This window comes from Paraburkholderia sp. UCT31 (assembly GCF_014397655.1).
GTDB lineage: Bacteria > Pseudomonadota > Gammaproteobacteria > Burkholderiales > Burkholderiaceae > Paraburkholderia > Paraburkholderia tuberum.
The window spans coordinates 17,627-35,204 of the sequence record NZ_VZQP01000070.1; the positions used below are offsets into that span (position 1 = coordinate 17,627).

At 66.1% G+C, this 17,578-nt stretch carries 14 protein-coding genes; 8 read left to right on the forward strand and 6 right to left on the reverse strand.

The genetic code is table 11. The features are described from left to right. Positions 1-44: 44 nt before the first annotated feature. From hutU to hutG, 5 genes are all read left to right on the forward strand, one after another. Positions 45-1,733 carry a urocanate hydratase gene (hutU, locus tag F6X40_RS36435; protein WP_187631218.1) on the forward strand — a complete coding sequence of 563 codons (1,689 nt, stop codon included), beginning with the start codon at positions 45-47 and terminating at the stop codon, positions 1,731-1,733. Between the two features lie 8 nt (positions 1,734-1,741). Beyond that, entirely contained in the window at positions 1,742-2,392 is a 651-nt protein-coding gene (locus F6X40_RS36440; protein WP_187631219.1) for a HutD family protein, read from the forward strand. An 84-nt stretch (positions 2,393-2,476) separates the two neighbouring features. After that, on the forward strand, positions 2,477-3,706 hold the full coding sequence (hutI, locus tag F6X40_RS36445; protein WP_184032855.1) for an imidazolonepropionase: 1,230 nt from the start codon (positions 2,477-2,479) through the stop codon (positions 3,704-3,706). 15 nt (positions 3,707-3,721) lie between these two features. Continuing rightward, positions 3,722-5,107: a formimidoylglutamate deiminase gene (locus F6X40_RS36450; protein ID WP_187631220.1), complete on the forward strand. Its 1,386-nt coding sequence runs from the start codon at positions 3,722-3,724 to the stop codon at positions 5,105-5,107. Positions 5,108-5,158: 51 nt separating this feature from the next. Then, positions 5,159-5,971 carry an N-formylglutamate deformylase gene (hutG, locus tag F6X40_RS36455; protein ID WP_187631221.1) on the forward strand — a complete coding sequence of 271 codons (813 nt, stop codon included), beginning with the start codon at positions 5,159-5,161 and terminating at the stop codon, positions 5,969-5,971. A gap of 278 nt (positions 5,972-6,249) precedes the next feature. On the opposite strand, the gene F6X40_RS42895 is transcribed toward hutG, so the two are convergent. Next, a complete protein-coding gene (locus tag F6X40_RS42895; RefSeq protein WP_262421682.1) occupies positions 6,250-6,384 on the reverse strand; it encodes a hypothetical protein in 135 nt (44 codons plus the stop codon). A gap of 342 nt (positions 6,385-6,726) precedes the next feature. Here F6X40_RS42895 and F6X40_RS36460 point away from each other — a divergent pair, with 342 nt between their 5' ends. Both F6X40_RS36460 and F6X40_RS36465 read left to right on the forward strand, forming a co-directional pair. Further along, the gene (locus F6X40_RS36460; RefSeq protein WP_187631222.1) at positions 6,727-7,389 is read left to right on the forward strand and encodes a hypothetical protein; all 663 of its coding nucleotides are present in this window, start codon (positions 6,727-6,729) and stop codon (positions 7,387-7,389) included. A 187-nt stretch (positions 7,390-7,576) separates the two neighbouring features. Beyond that, positions 7,577-9,505 carry a DUF3857 domain-containing transglutaminase family protein gene (locus F6X40_RS36465; RefSeq protein WP_410452602.1) on the forward strand — a complete coding sequence of 643 codons (1,929 nt, stop codon included), beginning with the start codon at positions 7,577-7,579 and terminating at the stop codon, positions 9,503-9,505. Positions 9,506-9,563: 58 nt separating this feature from the next. On the opposite strand, the gene F6X40_RS36470 is transcribed toward F6X40_RS36465, so the two are convergent. From F6X40_RS36470 to glgC, 5 genes are all read right to left on the reverse strand, one after another. After that, positions 9,564-10,715 carry a branched-chain amino acid ABC transporter substrate-binding protein gene (locus F6X40_RS36470; RefSeq protein ID WP_184070029.1) on the reverse strand — a complete coding sequence of 384 codons (1,152 nt, stop codon included), beginning with the start codon at positions 10,713-10,715 and terminating at the stop codon, positions 9,564-9,566. A gap of 420 nt (positions 10,716-11,135) precedes the next feature. Beyond that, positions 11,136-11,597, reverse strand: coding sequence for a hypothetical protein (locus tag F6X40_RS36475; protein WP_187631224.1), 462 nt, complete (start codon positions 11,595-11,597; stop codon positions 11,136-11,138). Positions 11,598-11,741: 144 nt separating this feature from the next. Beyond that, positions 11,742-12,608 (reverse strand): pyridoxal kinase PdxY, encoded by an 867-nt coding sequence (pdxY, locus tag F6X40_RS36480; protein ID WP_187631225.1) that lies wholly within the window; start codon positions 12,606-12,608, stop codon positions 11,742-11,744. A gap of 269 nt (positions 12,609-12,877) precedes the next feature. Further along, entirely contained in the window at positions 12,878-14,338 is a 1,461-nt protein-coding gene (gene glgA / locus F6X40_RS36485; protein WP_187631226.1) for a glycogen synthase GlgA, read from the reverse strand. A 136-nt stretch (positions 14,339-14,474) separates the two neighbouring features. Further along, on the reverse strand, positions 14,475-15,737 hold the full coding sequence (gene glgC / locus F6X40_RS36490) for a glucose-1-phosphate adenylyltransferase (protein ID WP_187631227.1): 1,263 nt from the start codon (positions 15,735-15,737) through the stop codon (positions 14,475-14,477). 476 nt (positions 15,738-16,213) lie between these two features. On the opposite strand from glgC, the gene F6X40_RS36495 reads away from it, so the two are divergent. Next, positions 16,214-17,326, forward strand: a complete 1,113-nt coding sequence (locus F6X40_RS36495) for an alpha/beta fold hydrolase (RefSeq protein ID WP_187631228.1) — start codon at positions 16,214-16,216, stop codon at positions 17,324-17,326. The last annotated feature ends 252 nt before the right edge of the window (positions 17,327-17,578 follow it).

The following is a 17,578-nucleotide window of genomic DNA, read 5'->3' on the forward strand; positions in this document are numbered from 1 at the left end:
CGCCGAATCTTTATCGAACCTCTTCACGCATTATTGGGGACACCATGAACAATCCGAAACACGTCGATCCGCGTCTCGATCCGACTCGCACGATCCGCGCACCGCACGGCGCGGAAAAGACCTGCAAGACCTGGATCGCGGAAGCCGCGTACCGGATGATCCAGAATAATCTGGACCCCGAAGTCGCCGAGCACCCGCATGCGCTCGTCGTGTACGGGGGCATTGGCCGCGCCGCGCGCAACTGGGATTGCTTCGATCAGATCCTCGCGTCGCTGAAGGACCTGAACGAAGACGAAACGCTGCTGATTCAGTCGGGCAAGCCGGTCGGCGTGTTCCGCACCCATGCGGACGCGCCGCGCGTGCTGCTCGCGAACTCGAACCTCGTGCCGCACTGGGCGACGTGGGAACACTTTCACGAACTCGACCGCAAGGGCCTCATGATGTACGGCCAGATGACCGCCGGCAGCTGGATCTACATCGGCAGCCAGGGCATCGTCCAGGGCACCTACGAGACCTTCTTCGCCGTCGCGAACCAGCACTTCAACGGTGACCCGACGGGCCGCTGGATTCTGACCGGCGGTCTCGGCGGCATGGGCGGCGCGCAGCCGCTCGCGGCGACGATGGCGGGCTTCTCGATGATCGCGGTCGAATGCGACGAGACGCGCATCGACTTCCGTCTGAAGACGCGCTACGTCGACAAGAAGGCGAAGACGCTCGACGAGGCGCTCGCGATGCTCGACGAAGCGAAGCGCGCCGGCAAGCCGATCTCGGTTGGCCTGCTCGGCAATGCCGCCGACGTGTTCGCCGAGTGCGTCGCGCGCGGCATCACGCCGGACTGCGTGACCGACCAGACGAGCGCGCACGATCCGATTCACGGCTACCTGCCGCAGGGCTGGACGGTCGGAGACTGGCGCGAGCGCATGAAGACCGCGCCGGAAAGCATCGTCACGCCGGCCAGGCAGTCGATGGCCACGCAGGTGCAGGCGATGCTGACGCTGCAGGAACGCGGCGCGGCAACGCTCGACTACGGCAACAACATTCGCCAGATGGCGCTCGAAATGGGCGTGGAAAACGCGTTCGACTTCCCGGGCTTCGTGCCGGCGTATATCCGGCCGCTGTTCTGCGAAGGCAAGGGCCCGTTCCGCTGGGTCGCGCTGTCGGGCGATCCCGAGGACATCTACAAGACCGATGCGAAGGTGAAGGAACTGATCCCCGACGATCCGCATCTGCACAACTGGCTCGACATGGCGCGCGAGCGCATCGCGTTCCAGGGTCTGCCGGCGCGGATCTGCTGGGTCGGCGTGAAGGATCGCTATCGTCTCGGCCAGGCGTTCAACGAAATGGTCAGGAACGGCGAGCTGAAGGCGCCGATCGTGATCGGCCGCGATCACCTCGATACCGGTTCGGTCGCGAGCCCGAACCGCGAAACCGAGTCGATGAAGGACGGCTCGGACGCGGTCAGCGACTGGCCGTTGCTGAACGCGCTGCTGAACACGGCGGGCGGTGCGTCGTGGGTGTCGTTGCATCACGGCGGCGGCGTCGGCATGGGCTTCTCGCAGCACGCGGGCGTCGTGATCGTCGCGGACGGCACGCAAGCCGCGCACCAGCGCCTCGGCCGCGTGCTGTTGAACGATCCGGCCACCGGCGTGATGCGTCACGCGGATGCGGGCTATGAACTCGCGCAGCAGACGGCGCGCGAGGCCGGTCTCAATCTGCCGATGCTGGGCCGCTGATCGTGACCATGGCCAACCACGCGGGCGGCATGGCAGGCGTCACGCTGATTCGCGGCGCCGACCTCGTGGCGGCGCCGTGGAAAAACGGCGGCGGGTTCACGCGTGAGGTCGCGGCGTTTCCGTCGCCAGGCGGCGGGCAGCGCGCGGCGAGCGCCGACTTCGTGTGGCGCGTGAGCGTCGCCGAGGTTGCGCAGGCGGGACCGTTCTCGCGCTTCGACGGCGTCGACCGGACGCTGGTGTTGCTGTCTGGCGCGGGCATGCTGCTCGATGAGCTGGGCGACGCGGGCGTCGCCTCGACGCATGTGTTGCGGCAGCCGCTCGACATCGCGCGCTTCGATGGCGCGACGCGCATCGACGCGCGGCTCGTCGACGGGGCAACGCGCGACTTCAACCTGATGGTGCGGCGCGACGTGGCGCAGGGCGAGTTGGACGTGTGGCGCACTGGCACGCAGCAGGATGCGCCGCGCGTGCTCGACGGCGACGTGGCGCTGCTGTTTTGCGCGGGCGGCGCGGTCACGGTCGGACTGGCGGCGGACCACGCGCAAGCCGTGCGGCTCGACACCGGCGACACGCTGCGCGTCGACGGGCCGAACGCGCTCGCTTGCACGCTGACGGGCGACGGCGCGGTGCTCGCGATCACGATCCGCTACACGCGATGACGAATCAACCGTGATAGGGCCTCACATGCACTCCATCGCGGACAACCCATCCACAGACACGCAACGAGCGGCAAAGAGCACGCGATGAAGCAAACCGTCTGGCATCACCTGAATTTGTGCCCGCAGGGCGATCCTCGCCACACGCTCGCCGATGCCGCGATTGCGGTCGACGGCGGCCGTATCGCGTGGCTCGGCGCTTTCGCCGATTTACCCACGCCCTATGCCGCATGGCCGCGCGAAGATCTGCGCGGCGCATGGGTGACGCCGGGCCTGATCGATTGCCATACGCACCTCGTGTACGGCGGCCAGCGCGCCGACGAATTCGCGCAGCGGCTCGCGGGCGTCAGCTACGAAGCAATCGCGCGACAGGGCGGCGGCATCGTGTCGACGGTGCGCGCGACGCGCGCGGCGGACGAAGCGTCGCTGTTCACGCAAGCGGCCGCGCGGCTCGAACCGCTGCTCGCCGAAGGCGTGACGGCGATCGAAATCAAATCGGGCTACGGCCTCGATCTCGCGAGCGAGCGCAAGATGCTGCGCGTCGCGCGGCAACTCGGCGAGCGCTATCCGGTCACGGTCTATACGACGTTTCTCGGCGCGCACGCGTTGCCGCCGGAATTCGCGGGCCGTGCGGACGCGTATATCGACGAAGTCTGCAACACGATGCTGCCGGCGCTCGCGGACGAAGGCCTCGTCGATGCGGTCGACGTGTTCTGCGAGCGCATCGGTTTTTCGCTGGAACAGAGCGAGCGCGTGTTCAACGCGGCCGCGCGCTACGAGCTGCCGGTCAAGATGCACGCCGAGCAGTTGTCGAACGGTGGCGGCACCGCGCTCGCGGCACGGCATCGCGCGCTGTCGGCGGATCACCTGGAGTTTCTCGACGAAGCCGGCGTCGCCGCGATGAAGGAAGCGGGCACCGTCGCGGTGCTGCTGCCGGGCGCGTACTACTTCATCCGCGAGACCCAGTTGCCGCCGCTCGAACTGCTGCGGCGCTACGAGGTGCCGATCGCGATCTCGACCGACAGCAACCCGGGCACCTCACCGGCGACTTCGTTGCTGCTGATGATGAACATGGCGAGCACGCTGTTTCGCATGACCGTGCCCGAGGTGCTGCAAGGCGTCACCACGCACGCTGCGCGCGCGCTCGGCAAGAGCGATCGGCACGGTGCGCTGCAGGTCGGTCGCGCGGCCGACTTCGCGGTGTGGTCGGTCGATTCGCTGGCGGAGCTCGCTTACTGGATTGGCCGGCCGCTCTGCGCGCGCGTCGTGCGCGCGGGCGAAACCGTCTATACGCGGCGCGAGTCGCGTGTGACCTGAACTAGAACCTGAGAGATGACGCAATCCAATCAATCGCTGTTCGCCGCTGACGCGTATCTGCCTGAGGGCTGGCGCCGCAACGTGCTGCTCGAATGGGACGCTCACGGCACGCTGAGCGCGGTCGCGACGGATCGACCCGAGGCGCCGGCGGGTGTGCCGAAGGCGGCGGGCCCGCTGATGCCGGGCATGCCGAATCTTCACTCGCACGCGTTTCAGCGCGCGATGGCGGGGCTCACCGAATATCGCGCCAATGCGACGGATAACTTCTGGTCGTGGCGCGACCTGATGTATCGCTTTGCCGCGCGCATCACGCCGGAAGGCCTCGCGAGCGTCGCGCAGTGGCTCTACATCGAGATGCTGAAGGCGGGCTATACGTCGGTGTGCGAGTTCCACTACGTGCACCACGCGCAGGACGGCCAGCGCTACGCGAATCAGGCCGAGCTTGCGCAACGCGTGGTGGACGCTGCATCGGCGAGCGGTATCGGCATCACGATGCTGCCGGTGCTGTATCAGTACAGCGGCTTCGGCGCGCGCGCGCCGCGCGACGATCAGCGGCGCTTCATCAATACGCCCGAGAGCCTGCTCGATCTGCTCGGCACGCTACGCGCCGCGCGCCCCGAACATGCGGCGCTGCGTTACGGCGTGGCGCCGCATTCGCTGCGCGCGGTATCGGAGGCGTCGCTGCGCACGTTGCTCGGCGGCATCGACGCAACCGTGCCTGTCCACATCCATATCGCCGAACAGACCGCCGAGGTCGACGCCTGCCTCGAAACCGAAGGCACGCGGCCGGTGCAATGGCTGCTCGATCGTTTCGATGTGGACAGCCGCTGGTGTCTCGTGCACGCGACCCACGTCGATGCGAACGAAACGCTCGCGCTCGCGAAGAGCGGCGCGGTCGCGGGTTTGTGTCTGACCACCGAGGCCAATCTCGGCGATGGCATTTTTCCCGCGCAAGACTATCTCGACGCGCACGGCCGCATCGGCGTCGGCTCGGATAGCCATGTCGGCGTCGATTGGCGCGCCGAGTTGCGTCTGCTCGAATACGGTCAGCGTCTGACGCGCCGGCAGCGCAACGTGCTGGCGTCGGCGCAAGCTCCGCATGTCGCGGATCGTCTGTACGCGGCCGCGCTCGACGGCGGCGCGCGTGCGACCGGCCGCGCGGTCGGCGCGTTGCAGCCGGGCCATCGCGCGGACTGGCTCGTGCTCGACGCCGACCATACGAGCATCGCCGGGCATGAGCGCGAGGCGTGGCTGTCAGGCGTCGTATTCTGCGAGCACGGCGATACGCCGATCCGCGACGTCTACGCGGGCGGCGTCAAGGTCGTCGACGATCGCCGGCATCGCGACGAAGAGGGTGCCTATGCGCGCTATCGCGCGGCGCTCGCGGAACTGCTCAAATAACGGCCATGGCCCGCCGAACTGATTCACCGATCCCACTGATTCCGGACTGACATGACTGCTTCGAACCTCACGCCGGTTTTCTCGCTGCATCAGGGAAGCCTGCCGCTGCTGATCTCGATCCCGCATCTGGGCACGCAAATCCCCGCCGACATCGCCGTGACGATGACACCGGTCGCGCAACGCACCGACGATTGCGACTGGCATCTCGATCGCCTGTACGCATTCGCGAAGCGCCTCGGCGCGTCGATCCTGACGCCGACCTACGCGCGCTACGTGGTCGACCTGAACCGTCCGCCCGACGGCGCGAACCTGTACCCGGGGCAGGACACTACGGGTCTGCTGCCGGTCGACACGTTCGACAAGGAGCCGCTCTATCGCGACGGCCATCTGCCCGACGACGCCGAAATCGCGCGCCGTCGCGACGCTTACTGGAAGCCGTATCACGACGCGCTGACCGGAGAGCTCGCGGCGCTGAAGGCGAAGCACGGCAAGGTGCTGCTGTGGGAGGCGCATTCGATCCGCTCGCGCGTGCCGCGGTTTTTCGACGGACGTCTGCCGGATTTCAACTTCGGCACGTCGAACGGTGCGAGCGCCGCGCCGGGCCTGGCTGACGAACTGGCCGCGCTGGTCGGGCGTCACGGCGGCTACACGGCAATCGCGAATGGCCGCTTCAAGGGCGGCTATATCACGCGGCAATACGGGGAGCCCGAGCAGGGCGTGCATGCGGTGCAACTCGAGCTGTCGCAGATCACCTACATGGAAGAGCGCCTGCCTTATGCATACGATGAAGACCTCGCCGCGAAGGTCGCGCCGCTGCTCGAAGCGCTGGTAACGACGGCGCTCGCTCGCGTGAAATCCGCCTGAAGCTTGTATTCCTTTCTCACCACGCGGATCACGATTGCTGCAGGAACGCGCGGCATCGCGGTCCGCGTCGGCCTGCATCGGTCAGCGTATCGCGAAGGTGTAACAGCATGTGTCCGTGATTGCGTGCCGGCGCGTTCATATGGAATGGTTTGAGCGTCGAGCGCGCACAGCGTATCGTGCGCCGGCTGTTTCAAGACGCGGCGCGTCATGAAAAAAAGCCCCGCGAAAACGGGGCTTTTTGATGTGCACCGCGTCCATCGGACACGGTTTCACCGCCATTAGTGGCAGCGCTTTTCCCAATGATGATGCACGTGCACCTTATGGCACTCGTGGTGATGCTCATCGGCCTGAGCGGGGGCGATCGCGCTCAGGGTGGCAACGGCTGCGGCGATGGCGAGAACGATTTTCTTCATTACAAAACCCTTAAGTCAGTGTTGTGGAGCAAGCCATGCAGCACGACGCGTGCCGCATCGGCGTGTAAGCATGCCACATCAAGCGGCCGCGGATAGGACCGGCGCGCGAATACGTGTGTCAATGCAACACGCGATGTGTCGTAAGCCCTGTTTTAACGCGCTTTGCGCTGAATTGGCCGGTGCGTACCGGGTCAAATGTGTACCTTCGACATCTGGGCCCCACCGCACGCAAAGCGGCATAGCGGCATTGCACGCGACACCGCGAGACGACGACCCTTTCAAAACGATGACATGCGCGAAGCGGTCATCGATTCATCAGGCGAAAAGATGGAAGACCCAGCGATGGAAGATTCCGACGAATTGCTGCTGCCAGTCTGGCGCGCGAACCTGGTGTTGCTGACCAGCGAGGTCGGCGCCGCGAGCCGGCTCGCGCGCATGATGACGTTTTCCGCGAGCTACCTGAAGCTGATGCTGTCCGGGCAACGCGAATTCAGCGAGGAATTCGTGCGCGGCGTCGAGGCCGTCACCGGTTTGCCGGGCGGCTGGATGAACGTGCCGCACACCGGTCACGAGATTCCGGCGAATGCGCGCGAGGCGATCGACAACGAGCAGCCGCTCGCGCGCTTTCGGGGCACCGCGCATCCGGTGCGCAAGAAGACGGTGTTGCGGCCCGAGCCGATTTTTGGGCAGCCGCCGCCCGCGCGACGCATCGAGGAAGAAACGCTCGATGTCGAAGCGCACCGCCGTCACGCGCATTTTCGCAAGGTGCGCGATCTCGCGACGCAGGAAGTGCGGCGCTTCGAGCGGCATCTGCTGCACGCGCCGGTGGAGCTCGCATCGATGCGCGCGAAGGTCGAGGACGTAATGGCCGCGGCCGAACTCGACGACCGCATTCAAGCCGACCTGGAGGGCCGGCTTGAACAGATCGACAAGCACCGGCACATGCTGCTGCGGCACGTGGAAAAACTGCAGGCGCTGCTGAGCCAGCTCGACGACGGCGAGTGAAGACGATCGACGCCGGCCGCTGCGTCGGGGGTGCGCCGGTGACTTCAATGCCGCTCGAGCTCGACGCGGCAACGCCGACCCCGCCCCGAAACGCAGGGGTCGGCGATGTGCTACAACGACGACACGAACCTGTCCGAGGTGGATCTTGGGGAACGTCGTCGTCACGTTGGCGCACACGTCGATCGCGATGATCGGGCTCGCGTGCCGCGTGCGCGGCGTGCGCGCCGCGGCGTTGCTTGCCGCGCTATCCGCCGCGAGCGGCATCGTCTTGCCCCTTGGCGCGGCAGCCGGCGAAATCGCCACCTCCACCAACGAACGTGCCCCTGCGACGATCGAGCGCGACGTCCATTTGTTCGTGATCCAGAAGGACGGTTCCATCGAGGAACACGACGACACGCTGATGCGCGCGGACACGGCCAGCGGCGTCGACGAGATCGCGCAACGCTACGTGTGGTTCAACAAGGACATCGAGCAGGTGCAACTGCTGGCCGCCGAAACGATCGACCCCGACGGCACCGCGCATGCGGTCGGTCCCGAGGCGATCCGCGACGTGCAGGAGCCGCGCTCGTCCGGCGCGCCGAGCTTCGAGGACGGTGTGTTGCGCACCGTGATCTTCCCCGGCGTCACGATCGGCTCGCGCGTGCACCTGGAATTTCGCAAGACCCGCGCGAAGCCGCTGCAAGCGGGCACCTTCGCCTATCTGGTCGAGCCGTCGCTCGAGCCCGTCGACGAGCAGCGTCTGATCTTCGATCTTCCCGTCGACGTGCCGCTCTATGCGGATGCGCGCGGCTACGTCGCGATGCCGCCCGTCACCGCGAACGGCCGCACGCGCTACGAGTTCGACTACCGGCACGGCCCCTATGCGCGGCTCGAAGCGGGCGCGGTCGGCTACGCGAACTGGGGCGACCGGCTGATGGTGTCGACGGTGCCGGACTTCGCGAGCTTCGCCGCGCGCTATCGCGGTCCCGCCGAGAACGACGCGACCCGCGACGATCCCGCGATCATCGGTCTCGCACAGCAACTGACGGCCGGCCTTACCGATCCTCGCGACAAAGCCCGCGCGCTGTACGACTGGATGCGTCTGAACATCCGCTACGTCGCGCTTTTTCTCGGCGAGACGGCGGCGATTCCGCACAAGGCGGCCGACATCCTGCGCAACCGCTATGGCGACTGCAAGGACCACGTCGCGCTATACGGCGCGCTGCTCGCGGCCGCCGGCATTCGCAGCGAGCCGGTGCTGCTCAATCTCGGTCCGTACTACACGTTGCCCGAGGTCCCCGGCTACGGCGCGAGCGCGATCAATCACGCGATCATCTGGATTCCCGAGCTGGCGCAATTCGCGGACACGACGGCGGGCGGCACCGCGTTCGGCTATCTGCCTGGCGGCGTCATGGACCGGCCGGTGCTGCTCGTCGACGACGGCGTGCTCGCGCGCACGCCGGCCACTCAACGGCGCGAACGCAAGGCGCGCGTGCAGATCGACATCGACGAAAACGGCACCGCACATTATGCGTACCGCGTCGAGGATCAGGGCTATACCGCGGAGCTCGAACGCAACACGTTCCGCCGCGCGACGCGCCAGGGGGCGCAGCAGCTTGCCGCCAGGCGTCTGCTGCAAACGGGCTTGCACGGCTCCGCGCAATTGCAGACCGACGACGTCGCCGTGACCGGCGGTCCGTTCGCGACGACGATGCAGGGCAGCGTGCCGCATCTGATCTGGCCGGACGGCACGACCGCCGTGCGGGCGCTCACGAGCCTCGCCGGCGGCATGGGCTCGCAGGTCGAGGCGTGGCTCGCGGAGCCCGTCAGAACGCAGCCGTGGGCGTGCATCGGCGGGGAGTTCGATGAAACGCTGGAAATGAGCTTGCCGCGCTTCGTGCGCGTGACCGACCTGCCGACCGACAGCACGGTCGAGGACCCGTTGCTCACGTTTGCGTCGCACTACGTCTTCGATCCGGCGACGCGCACGTTGCAGGTCAACCGGCATCTGCGCGCCGCGTTCGGCCATCAGATGTGTACGCCAAACGAATTCGCGGCGATTCGCGACGACCTCGTGCGCATCGAGCGCGATCTCGATGCCGAGGTGGTCGTCCGGGCGGCGAGCGCGTGGCAGTAGCGCGCCCCGCGCCGGCCACGCGCCGCGCAGGGCCGCGACGATTTACTGGACGTGGAGCTTAGGTGCCGCTCTTCGTCACGACCGGCACCCACGCGCCGTTCTTCACCTGATACAGCGTCGACGCGCCGCTCTTCAACGCGCCGGTGCTGTCGAACGAGATCTTGCCGGTCACGCCGTCGTAGTCGATCGACTTGAGCGCCGGACGGTACACGTTCGGCGAGTCGGATCTGGCCTGCTGCATTGCCTTGATCGCGACCCACGCGCCGTCGTAGCCGAACGGCGCATAGGACAGCACGTCCGCGCCGAAGCGCTTCTTGAACTTCGCGTTGAAGTCCTTGCCACCCGGCAGTTGCGCGAGCGGGCGGCCGTATTCCCAGGCCATCGCGCCGTCGGACGCATCGCCCGCGAGCTTGATGAAGTCCTCGTCCATCACGCCGCCGCCGCCGACCAGCTGTGCGTTCAGGCCGAGCTGCTTCATGCGCCGCGCGAAGCCCGCCGCCTGGCTGTCGAGGCCGGCGAAGAACACGAGGTCCGCATTGGCGCCCTTGAACTTGGTGATCTGCGTGCTGAAGTCGACCGCGTGGTTGTCGGTGTAGTCGCGCGCGACGATGTTGCCGCCGTGCGCCTTCACGGCCTTCTCGAACTCGTCGGCTTCGCCCTGGCCGAACGCGGTGCGATCGTCGATGATCGCGATGCGCCTGGCCTTCGTCACCTCGACGGCATAGGCGCCCGCATTGCCGGCGTTCTGCGCGTCGGTCGAAATCACCATGAAGGTGTTCGCGAAGCCGCGGCCCGTGATGATCGGATTCGTCGCGGCGGGATCGAGCACCGGAATGCCAGCCTGCTCGTAGACCTGCGAGGCCGGGATCGTCGTGCCCGAGTTGAAGTGGCCGACGACCACCGCGACGCCCGAGTCGACCAGCTTCTGCGCGGCCTGCACGCCGACGCGCGGGTCGGCCTGGTCGTCCTGCGAGACGATCTCGAAGTGCGCGACCTTGTCGCCGATCTTGATCTTCTGCGCGTTGGCTTCGTCGATCGCGAGCCGCACACCGTTTTCCAGATCCTTGCCGTAGCCGGCATTGGCGCCCGTCAGCGGCGCGGCAAAACCGATCTTGACCGGCAGGTCGTCGGCGAAACTGGCAACAGGCGCGACGGCAAACATCGCACCCACGAGCATGGCCAGCGGTTTCAGCGTGTTGCGAAGACTCATGGTCTCTCCTTGCATCGACGGTTGTTATGAAAGCGGTACGACAGCAAAGCGGTACGACACGTGAGGCCGAGGCAAGCCCTCGCGCATCGCAAGACTACGAAGGATCGCTCGCCGCTCACAATGCTGGAATACGCGCACTGGCGTTGAGCCTCGCAGCGTGTTCGCGACGTCAATCTGGGGCGAATATAGAAAGCCAAATTGCCGTCGTCTTGGCAATTCGTGGCGTTTTGGATGAGCATTTCGGCATAGGCCGCAACAGGTGCATGTTGTGCACATGGAGCGTGCGTCAGGCATGCAAGCTGGCTTGCCGTGCGAAGGTCCGCCTGGGCTGCGGATTACGGCATATGCTTAAGAAGCCGGCGCGAGCGCGCCGGCCGGTGTTGCGGTATTGCGTTGTCGGAGGAGATTCGGGCCTTTTGCCTAGCGCTCGCCTTGCTGGCGCAGCAGCTCTTCACGCAGACGCAAAAGCGGCGCCTTCGCGTCTTCGTCGGCCCACGTGTCGAGATCGTCGATTGCGCGCTGGCAGCCGTCGAGCACCACGTCGAGATCGACCGGCACGCCGTTGTTCAGCGCGAATTCGATCGTCTCGGCGAACTGCTGGCAGTCGTCCTCGCCGTACGAGATGTCGAGATTGTCGGCGATGATTTCGGCGATGTTGCTGCGTGCCTTGTCGTCGGCCGTCACCATCTCGACGATGCCGCGCGCGACGGCGGCCGAGTAGTAGAGCGCGATATCGAGCCATTGCGCGGGATCGAAGTCGGGCTGGTCGAACTGGTTCTCGAAGAACTCGATCGCTTCCTGTTCGTGCGCTTCGTCCGCGTCGACGCTGATGCACAACTGCTCAAAAAATTCTTCCCGCTCGCTGCGGATATGACCGTCCATCGAATGCCTCGTCTGCTGAATGCCGGATGCTGAAATGCCGTGGCGCGAGGGCGCAAGCCCTGGTCCACGCGGCACGCATTATAGGACGGCCGCCAGCAGGGTGCTGGCGAGGGCGCTCGGCAACGAGCGACGTGCCTAAGTTATCTAAGCCGTCTCCGCGACCCACGCATCGAACCACTCGCGCGGCTGGGCGATTTCGTTTTGCATCGCCACCAGCTCGAGTTCATAGCGTCCGGCCTGCCAGGTCGCCTTGACGACCGCGTTGACCGCGGCGAGCGTGTGCTCGAAGGCCGAGCGGATCGAATCGCCGAGCAGCGTGCGCGCGACGAAGACCGCGCTCGTCAGATCGCCGACGCCGACCGGCTGGCGCGCGAACGGATAGAGCGGACGCTGTCCCATCCACGCTTCGCGTTCAGTGACGACGAGCATGTTGAAGCGGTCGGCGGGGCTGTTGCGATCGAGCAGATGCTTGACGAGCACGAGCTTCGGCCCACGCGCGAGCAGCTCGCGGCACGCGGTGACGGCTTCCTCGAACGTCTCGATCTCGCGACCGACGAGGCGCTGCAATTCGATGTGATTCGGCGCGATCCCGTCGGCGACTTGCGGCATTTCTTTCACGAGGAATTCCTGGATGCCGGGCTCGACCCTGTAGCCGCCCGTGGCGCCCATCACCGGATCGCAAAAGTACCAGGCGCGGGGATTGGCCGCCTTCACGGCCTTGACGATGTCAATCACCGCCTGCGCCTGTTCCTTCGTGCCGAGATAGCCGGAGAGCACTGCGTCGCAGCGCGGCAGCATGCCGATCGCGCCGATGCTGTCGACGAGATCTTCCATCTGCGATGCGTCGATCGCGCTGCCGCTCCAATGCCCGTATTGCGTGTGATTCGAGAGCTGCACGGTGTTGAGCGGCCACACGTTGACGCCGAGCCGGCACATCGGAAACACGGCCGCGCTGTTGCCGGCGTGACCGAACACGACATGGGACTGGATGCTCAGAACGTTTTTCGTCATGGTAAGGCTCGCGCAACCGGTCATGCGCGGTCAACAAAACACTGGAAGGGGAGGCTCGCGCGGGCGGGCCGATGGCCCGGGCGCCGTGCGGCAGACATGCCTGATACAGATGGTGCAGGAAAAACCCACGAACTGCATGGCCGGCAAGTCAGCAAACGATACAGGAGTTTGACAGCCGCGAGTTGATCCGTCCCCGTGCTGTTGCGCCGAACCATCAAACGCGCGTGAAGATTAACGAAACCTGACAGTTCAGCGTGCGGCCGGATGCTTCAGACGAGTTCGCGATACAAGGCCAGATAGCGGTCGGCCGACGCGCCCCAGCCGAAGTCCTGGCGCATCGCGCGCCGCTGCGTGGCCTTCCATTCGGTGCGGCGTCCGTACAGCGCGAACGCGCGGCGGATCGCCGAGGCGAGTCCCTTCGGATCGAAGCGTTCGAACACGAAGCCGGTGGCGAAATCGTCGGCGAGGTTTTCGAGCGATGCGTCGGCGACCGTATCCGCGAGACCGCCGATGCAGTGCACGAGCGGCAGCGACCCGTAGGCGAGCGCATAGAGCTGGGTGAGCCCGCACGGCTCGAAGCGCGACGGCACCGCGACCACGTCGCTGCCGGCGATGATCGTATGCGCGAGGGTTTCGTCGAAGCCGAGCTCGACCGCGACCGATTCGGGATGCGCCTGCGCGACCATCCTGAGGCCATTCTCGAGCGCCGGATCGCCGGTGCCGAACACGACCAGTTGCCCGCCGCGCTTGACGATCTCGGGCACCGCGCCGAGCAGCAGATCGAGGCCTTTCTGCTCGGTCAGCCGGCTGACGACGCCGAACAGCAGCGCGTCGCTTCTCTGCGCGAGGCCGAAGCGCTTTTGCAGCGCTTCCTTGCAGGTGAGCTTGCCCGCCAGTCTCGACGCGCTGTAGTGCGTCGCGAGCAGCGTATCGGTGGCGGGATTCCACACCGTGTAGTCGACGCCGTTCAGGATGCCGCTCAGATCGTGCGCGCGATGGCGCAGCAGCGCATCGAGCCCGCCGCCGTGCGCGAGCGTCTGGATTTCGCGCGCATAGGTCGGGCTGACGGTCGTGATGCGCTCGGCGTAGTAGAGCCCCGCCTTCAGGAACGACAGCTGACCATAAAACTCGACGCCGTGCATGTTGAAGAAATCGTGCGGCAGGCCGAGCAGGCCGAACTGATGCGCGGGAAAAATCCCCTGGTAGGCGAGGTTGTGGATCGTGAACACGCTGCGCGCGGGCGCGCGGCCGTGCTCGCGTTCGGCGGCCTTCAGGTAGGCGGGCGCGAGCCCCGCGTGCCAGTCGTGCGCGTGGACGATCTGCGGCGACCACGTCGGGTCCGTTTGCTGCGCGAGTTGCGCGGCGACCCAGCCGAGCAGCGCGAAGCGCTGCGCGTTGTCGCCGTACGGCACGTGTTCGTCGTTCAGATACGGGTTGCCGGGGCGATCGTACAGCGACGCGGCGCGGATCACGTAGACGGCCAGCCCGTTGGTGGGCAGCGTGCCGCGTTCGAGCGTCACGTTCGGCGCGCCGAAGCGGCTGCCCAGTTGCGCGACCGGCTGCAGATCGCGCAGGCCGGCGAGCACGGCCGGAAAGCCCGGCAGCAGCACGCGCACGTCGGCGCCGCGCTCGATCAACGCCGACGGCAACGCGCCCGCGACGTCGGCGAGACCGCCCGTTTTGAGGAGGGGATACAGCTCGCTTGCGACGTGCAGGGCGCGAATCGTCATAGGCCGGGTCTCTGTCGGGGTGGCAGGGTTGCTCGGGGTCGGCAAATAGTCAGCGGTGGTTCGGGCGAAGCCGGGTGAAGCAAGGTGAAGCCAGGCGACGCCTGGCCGCCGGCGCGGGCAGGCGGCGGGCGCGCTACTACGGATGCTCGCGCAACGCCTCCTGCGTGACCAGCACGACGCCTTCGTCGGTGCGATAGAAGCGCTCGGCGTCGCGCGCCGGGTCTTCGCCGATCACCGTGCCTTCCGGAATCGTGCAGCCACGGTCGATCACGACCTTCTGCAGGCGGCAACTCGCGCCGACCGTGACCTGCGGCAATAACACTGCCTCATTGATATTACAGAACGAACTCACTTTCACGTTCGACGACAGCACCGAGCGCGAAATCTGCGAGCCTGAGATCACGCAGCCGCCGCAGACGATCAGATTGGTTCCCGAGCCCTGCAGCCCCTTCATGTCGCGTACGAACTTCGCGGGCGGCAGCTGTTCCTGGTATGTCCAGATCGGCCATGACTCGTCGTACAGGTCGAGCGTCGGTATCGTCGACGCGAGATCGAGGTTCGCGGCCCAGTACGCGTCGATCGTGCCGACGTCGCGCCAGTACGGCTCGACGCTCGGGTCCGACGACACGCACGACATGCTGAACGGATGCGCGATCGCCACGCCCTGCGTGACGACGCGCGGCAGGATGTCCTTGCCGAAGTCGTGATCGGTATCGATCGCGGCGATGTTCTCTTCGAGCTGCGTGTACAGGTAGTCGGCGCTGAACACGTAGATGCCCATGCTCGCGAGCGCCGTGTCGGGGCGACCGGGTATCGCAGGCGGGTCGGCCGGTTTTTCGACGAAGCCGGTCACGTGGCGATTTTCGTCGACCGCCATCACGCCGAACGCGACCGCTTCCATGCGCGGCACCTCGATGCAGCCGACCGTGCAGTCGGCGCCGCTGTCCGCGTGATCGGCGATCATGCGCGTGTAGTCCATCTTGTAGATGTGGTCGCCCGCGAGCACGACCACGTACTTCGGGCGGATCGAGCGGATGATGTCGAGGTTCTGGAACACCGCGTCGGCGGTGCCGCGATACCAGTGCGCGCCTTCGACGCGCTGCTGCGCGGGCCACAGGTCGATGAACTCGCCCATCTCGCCGCGCAGGAAGCTCCAGCCGCGCTGCAGATGCCGCAGCAGCGAATGCGCCTTGTACTGCGTGACCACCGCGATGCGGCGGATGCCGGAATTCAGGCAATTGGACAGCGCGAAGTCGATGATCCGGTATTTGCCGCCGAAGTGCACCGCCGGCTTCACGCGCTTGTTCGTGAGCGGTCCGAGCCGGGTACCGCGTCCGCCGGCGAGGACGATCGCGAGGGTAGTGCGCTGTAAGTCATTCAGCCGTGCCGGAGTATTCATATTTGTCTCCTGTCGATCGGAGTGAGCCCTTCAGCACTCGCTCCGACCGCATGCAAGATGGTTGCTTGATTGATATACCCCCGGGGGTGATCTGGTCGCTTCCTCTGCGCTGATGATTCGGGCTGCCTGGCAGTCGTGCCGCATTGCCGTTCTTCGCAGCCTGTTTTCGCGGGTCCGTCAGTCAGTTCTAGCACCGATTGGACGCGAGCGAATAATCTTTATTGCGGGGGCCGCGTGGCGGACCATCCTCAAACGATCGCCTGTTACGGCGCGCTTTTCGGTGCGGCGCAACACATTGGCCACGAGGTCGTGTCCGGACGATGCTTGAGCCCAGAAGGCGCAATATGCATGCCACATCTCCGCGGCCGCGTGCCGTGCCCGCAGTGCGCGACTGGCGGCGGAGTTCGGCGGCGCATCGTAGAATCGTGCGCTCCCTGCCTCGTGCATCCCTATTGCGTTTTTTGCAGAGCATCCCGATGAATCTTCACCGCCCATTCCTGCTTGCCCTGTCGAGTGTCTGCGCCTGCGCCATGTTGTGCGCGGCGTCTGCCGCGGAGGCCGCCACGCCGGCGGGCGTGCCGGTCAGCGAGGCGAGTCCGGCCGTCGCGAGCGCCGCGGCCGCGTCTTCGCTCGACGATTCCGGCCCGGCCTACGGTGCGGAGCTGCAGGGCTTCAGCTACCCGGCGCCGGTCGAACGCTTCGAATTCACCTCGCAGGGCGTGCCTTTGCAGATGGCCTACATGGACGTGAAGCCCGCGCATGCGAACGGCCGCACCGTGGTGTTGCTGCACGGCAAGAATTTCTGTTCGGCGACGTGGGACGCGACGATTCGCCGGCTGAGCGATGCCGGCTATCGCGTGATCGCACCGGACCAGATCGGCTTTTGCAAATCGAGCAAGCCCGAGCATTACCAGTACAGCTTCCAGCAACTCGCGCGCAATACGCATGCGCTGCTCGATTCGCTCGGCGTCAGCGAGGTGACGGTGGTCGGCCATTCGACGGGCGGCATGCTCGCCGTCCGCTATGCGCTGATGTATCCGCGCGAAACGCAGCAACTGGTGCTCGTGAACCCGATCGGACTCGAGGACTGGAAGGCGAAGGGCGTGCCGTCGCTGTCGGTCGACCAGTGGTATCAGCGGGAGCTGAAGACCACCGCGGACGGCATCCGCCGCTACGAGCAGGCGACCTATTACGCGGGGCAATGGCGCGCGGACTACGAACCGTGGGTGCAGATGCTCGCGGGCATGTATCGTGGGCCGGGCAAGCAGATCGTCGCGTGGAATTCCGCGCTGCTCTACGACATGATTTACACCCAGCCGGTTTTTTATGAGCTCGGCCAGCTCAGCATGCCGACGCTGCTGCTGATCGGTCAGAAGGACACGACGGCGATCGGTAAGGATGCAGCGCCGCCCGAGGTGCGTGCGAAGCTCGGCCATTACCCCGAATTGGGCCGCGCGGCCGCGGAGGCGATTCCCCATGCGACGCTGGTCGAGTTCGCGGGGCTCGGTCACGCGCCGCAGATGCAGGACCCGCAGGCGTTTCATAAGGCGCTGTTGGAGGGGCTGACAGCGGCGCCGGAAAACCGTTGATCGATTACGTGGGTTTCTGTCCCGCAGTCATAGTCCTGCGTCGCTCTCCGTTAAGCGAAGCTGTCTGGGGCTATTTTGCGGTCCATCGCGGCGTTGCGGAGAGGGCCGGCTGCGGATAGGCGGTAGTCGTTAAGGGTTATTCGACGTCTGCCCTCATTCACATGGCTGTGAGTGTGCCGCGGCGCGTGTGGGCAGGCGTCGGATAAGCCTCGAGGGAGGAAACCGCGGGATGGTCCGAGACGCTCGGAATTT

Coding starts and splice junctions, on each gene's coding strand:
- glgC (WP_187631227.1), bottom strand. CDS start 15,737: ATGAATACTCCGGCACGGCTGAATGACTTACAGCGCACTACCCTCGCG.
- F6X40_RS36440 (WP_187631219.1), top strand. CDS start 1,742: ATGGCCAACCACGCGGGCGGCATGGCAGGCGTCACGCTGATTCGCGGC.
- hutU (WP_187631218.1), top strand. CDS start 45: ATGAACAATCCGAAACACGTCGATCCGCGTCTCGATCCGACTCGCACG.
- pdxY (WP_187631225.1), bottom strand. CDS start 12,608: ATGACGAAAAACGTTCTGAGCATCCAGTCCCATGTCGTGTTCGGTCAC.
- F6X40_RS36475 (WP_187631224.1), bottom strand. CDS start 11,597: ATGGACGGTCATATCCGCAGCGAGCGGGAAGAATTTTTTGAGCAGTTG.
- hutG (WP_187631221.1), top strand. CDS start 5,159: ATGACTGCTTCGAACCTCACGCCGGTTTTCTCGCTGCATCAGGGAAGC.
- F6X40_RS36450 (WP_187631220.1), top strand. CDS start 3,722: ATGACGCAATCCAATCAATCGCTGTTCGCCGCTGACGCGTATCTGCCT.
- F6X40_RS36465 (WP_410452602.1), top strand. CDS start 7,577: ATGATCGGGCTCGCGTGCCGCGTGCGCGGCGTGCGCGCCGCGGCGTTG.
- F6X40_RS36470 (WP_184070029.1), bottom strand. CDS start 10,715: ATGAGTCTTCGCAACACGCTGAAACCGCTGGCCATGCTCGTGGGTGCG.
- glgA (WP_187631226.1), bottom strand. CDS start 14,338: ATGACGATTCGCGCCCTGCACGTCGCAAGCGAGCTGTATCCCCTCCTC.
- F6X40_RS42895 (WP_262421682.1), bottom strand. CDS start 6,384: ATGAAGAAAATCGTTCTCGCCATCGCCGCAGCCGTTGCCACCCTGAGC.
- F6X40_RS36495 (WP_187631228.1), top strand. CDS start 16,214: ATGAATCTTCACCGCCCATTCCTGCTTGCCCTGTCGAGTGTCTGCGCC.
- F6X40_RS36460 (WP_187631222.1), top strand. CDS start 6,727: ATGGAAGATTCCGACGAATTGCTGCTGCCAGTCTGGCGCGCGAACCTG.
- hutI (WP_184032855.1), top strand. CDS start 2,477: ATGAAGCAAACCGTCTGGCATCACCTGAATTTGTGCCCGCAGGGCGAT.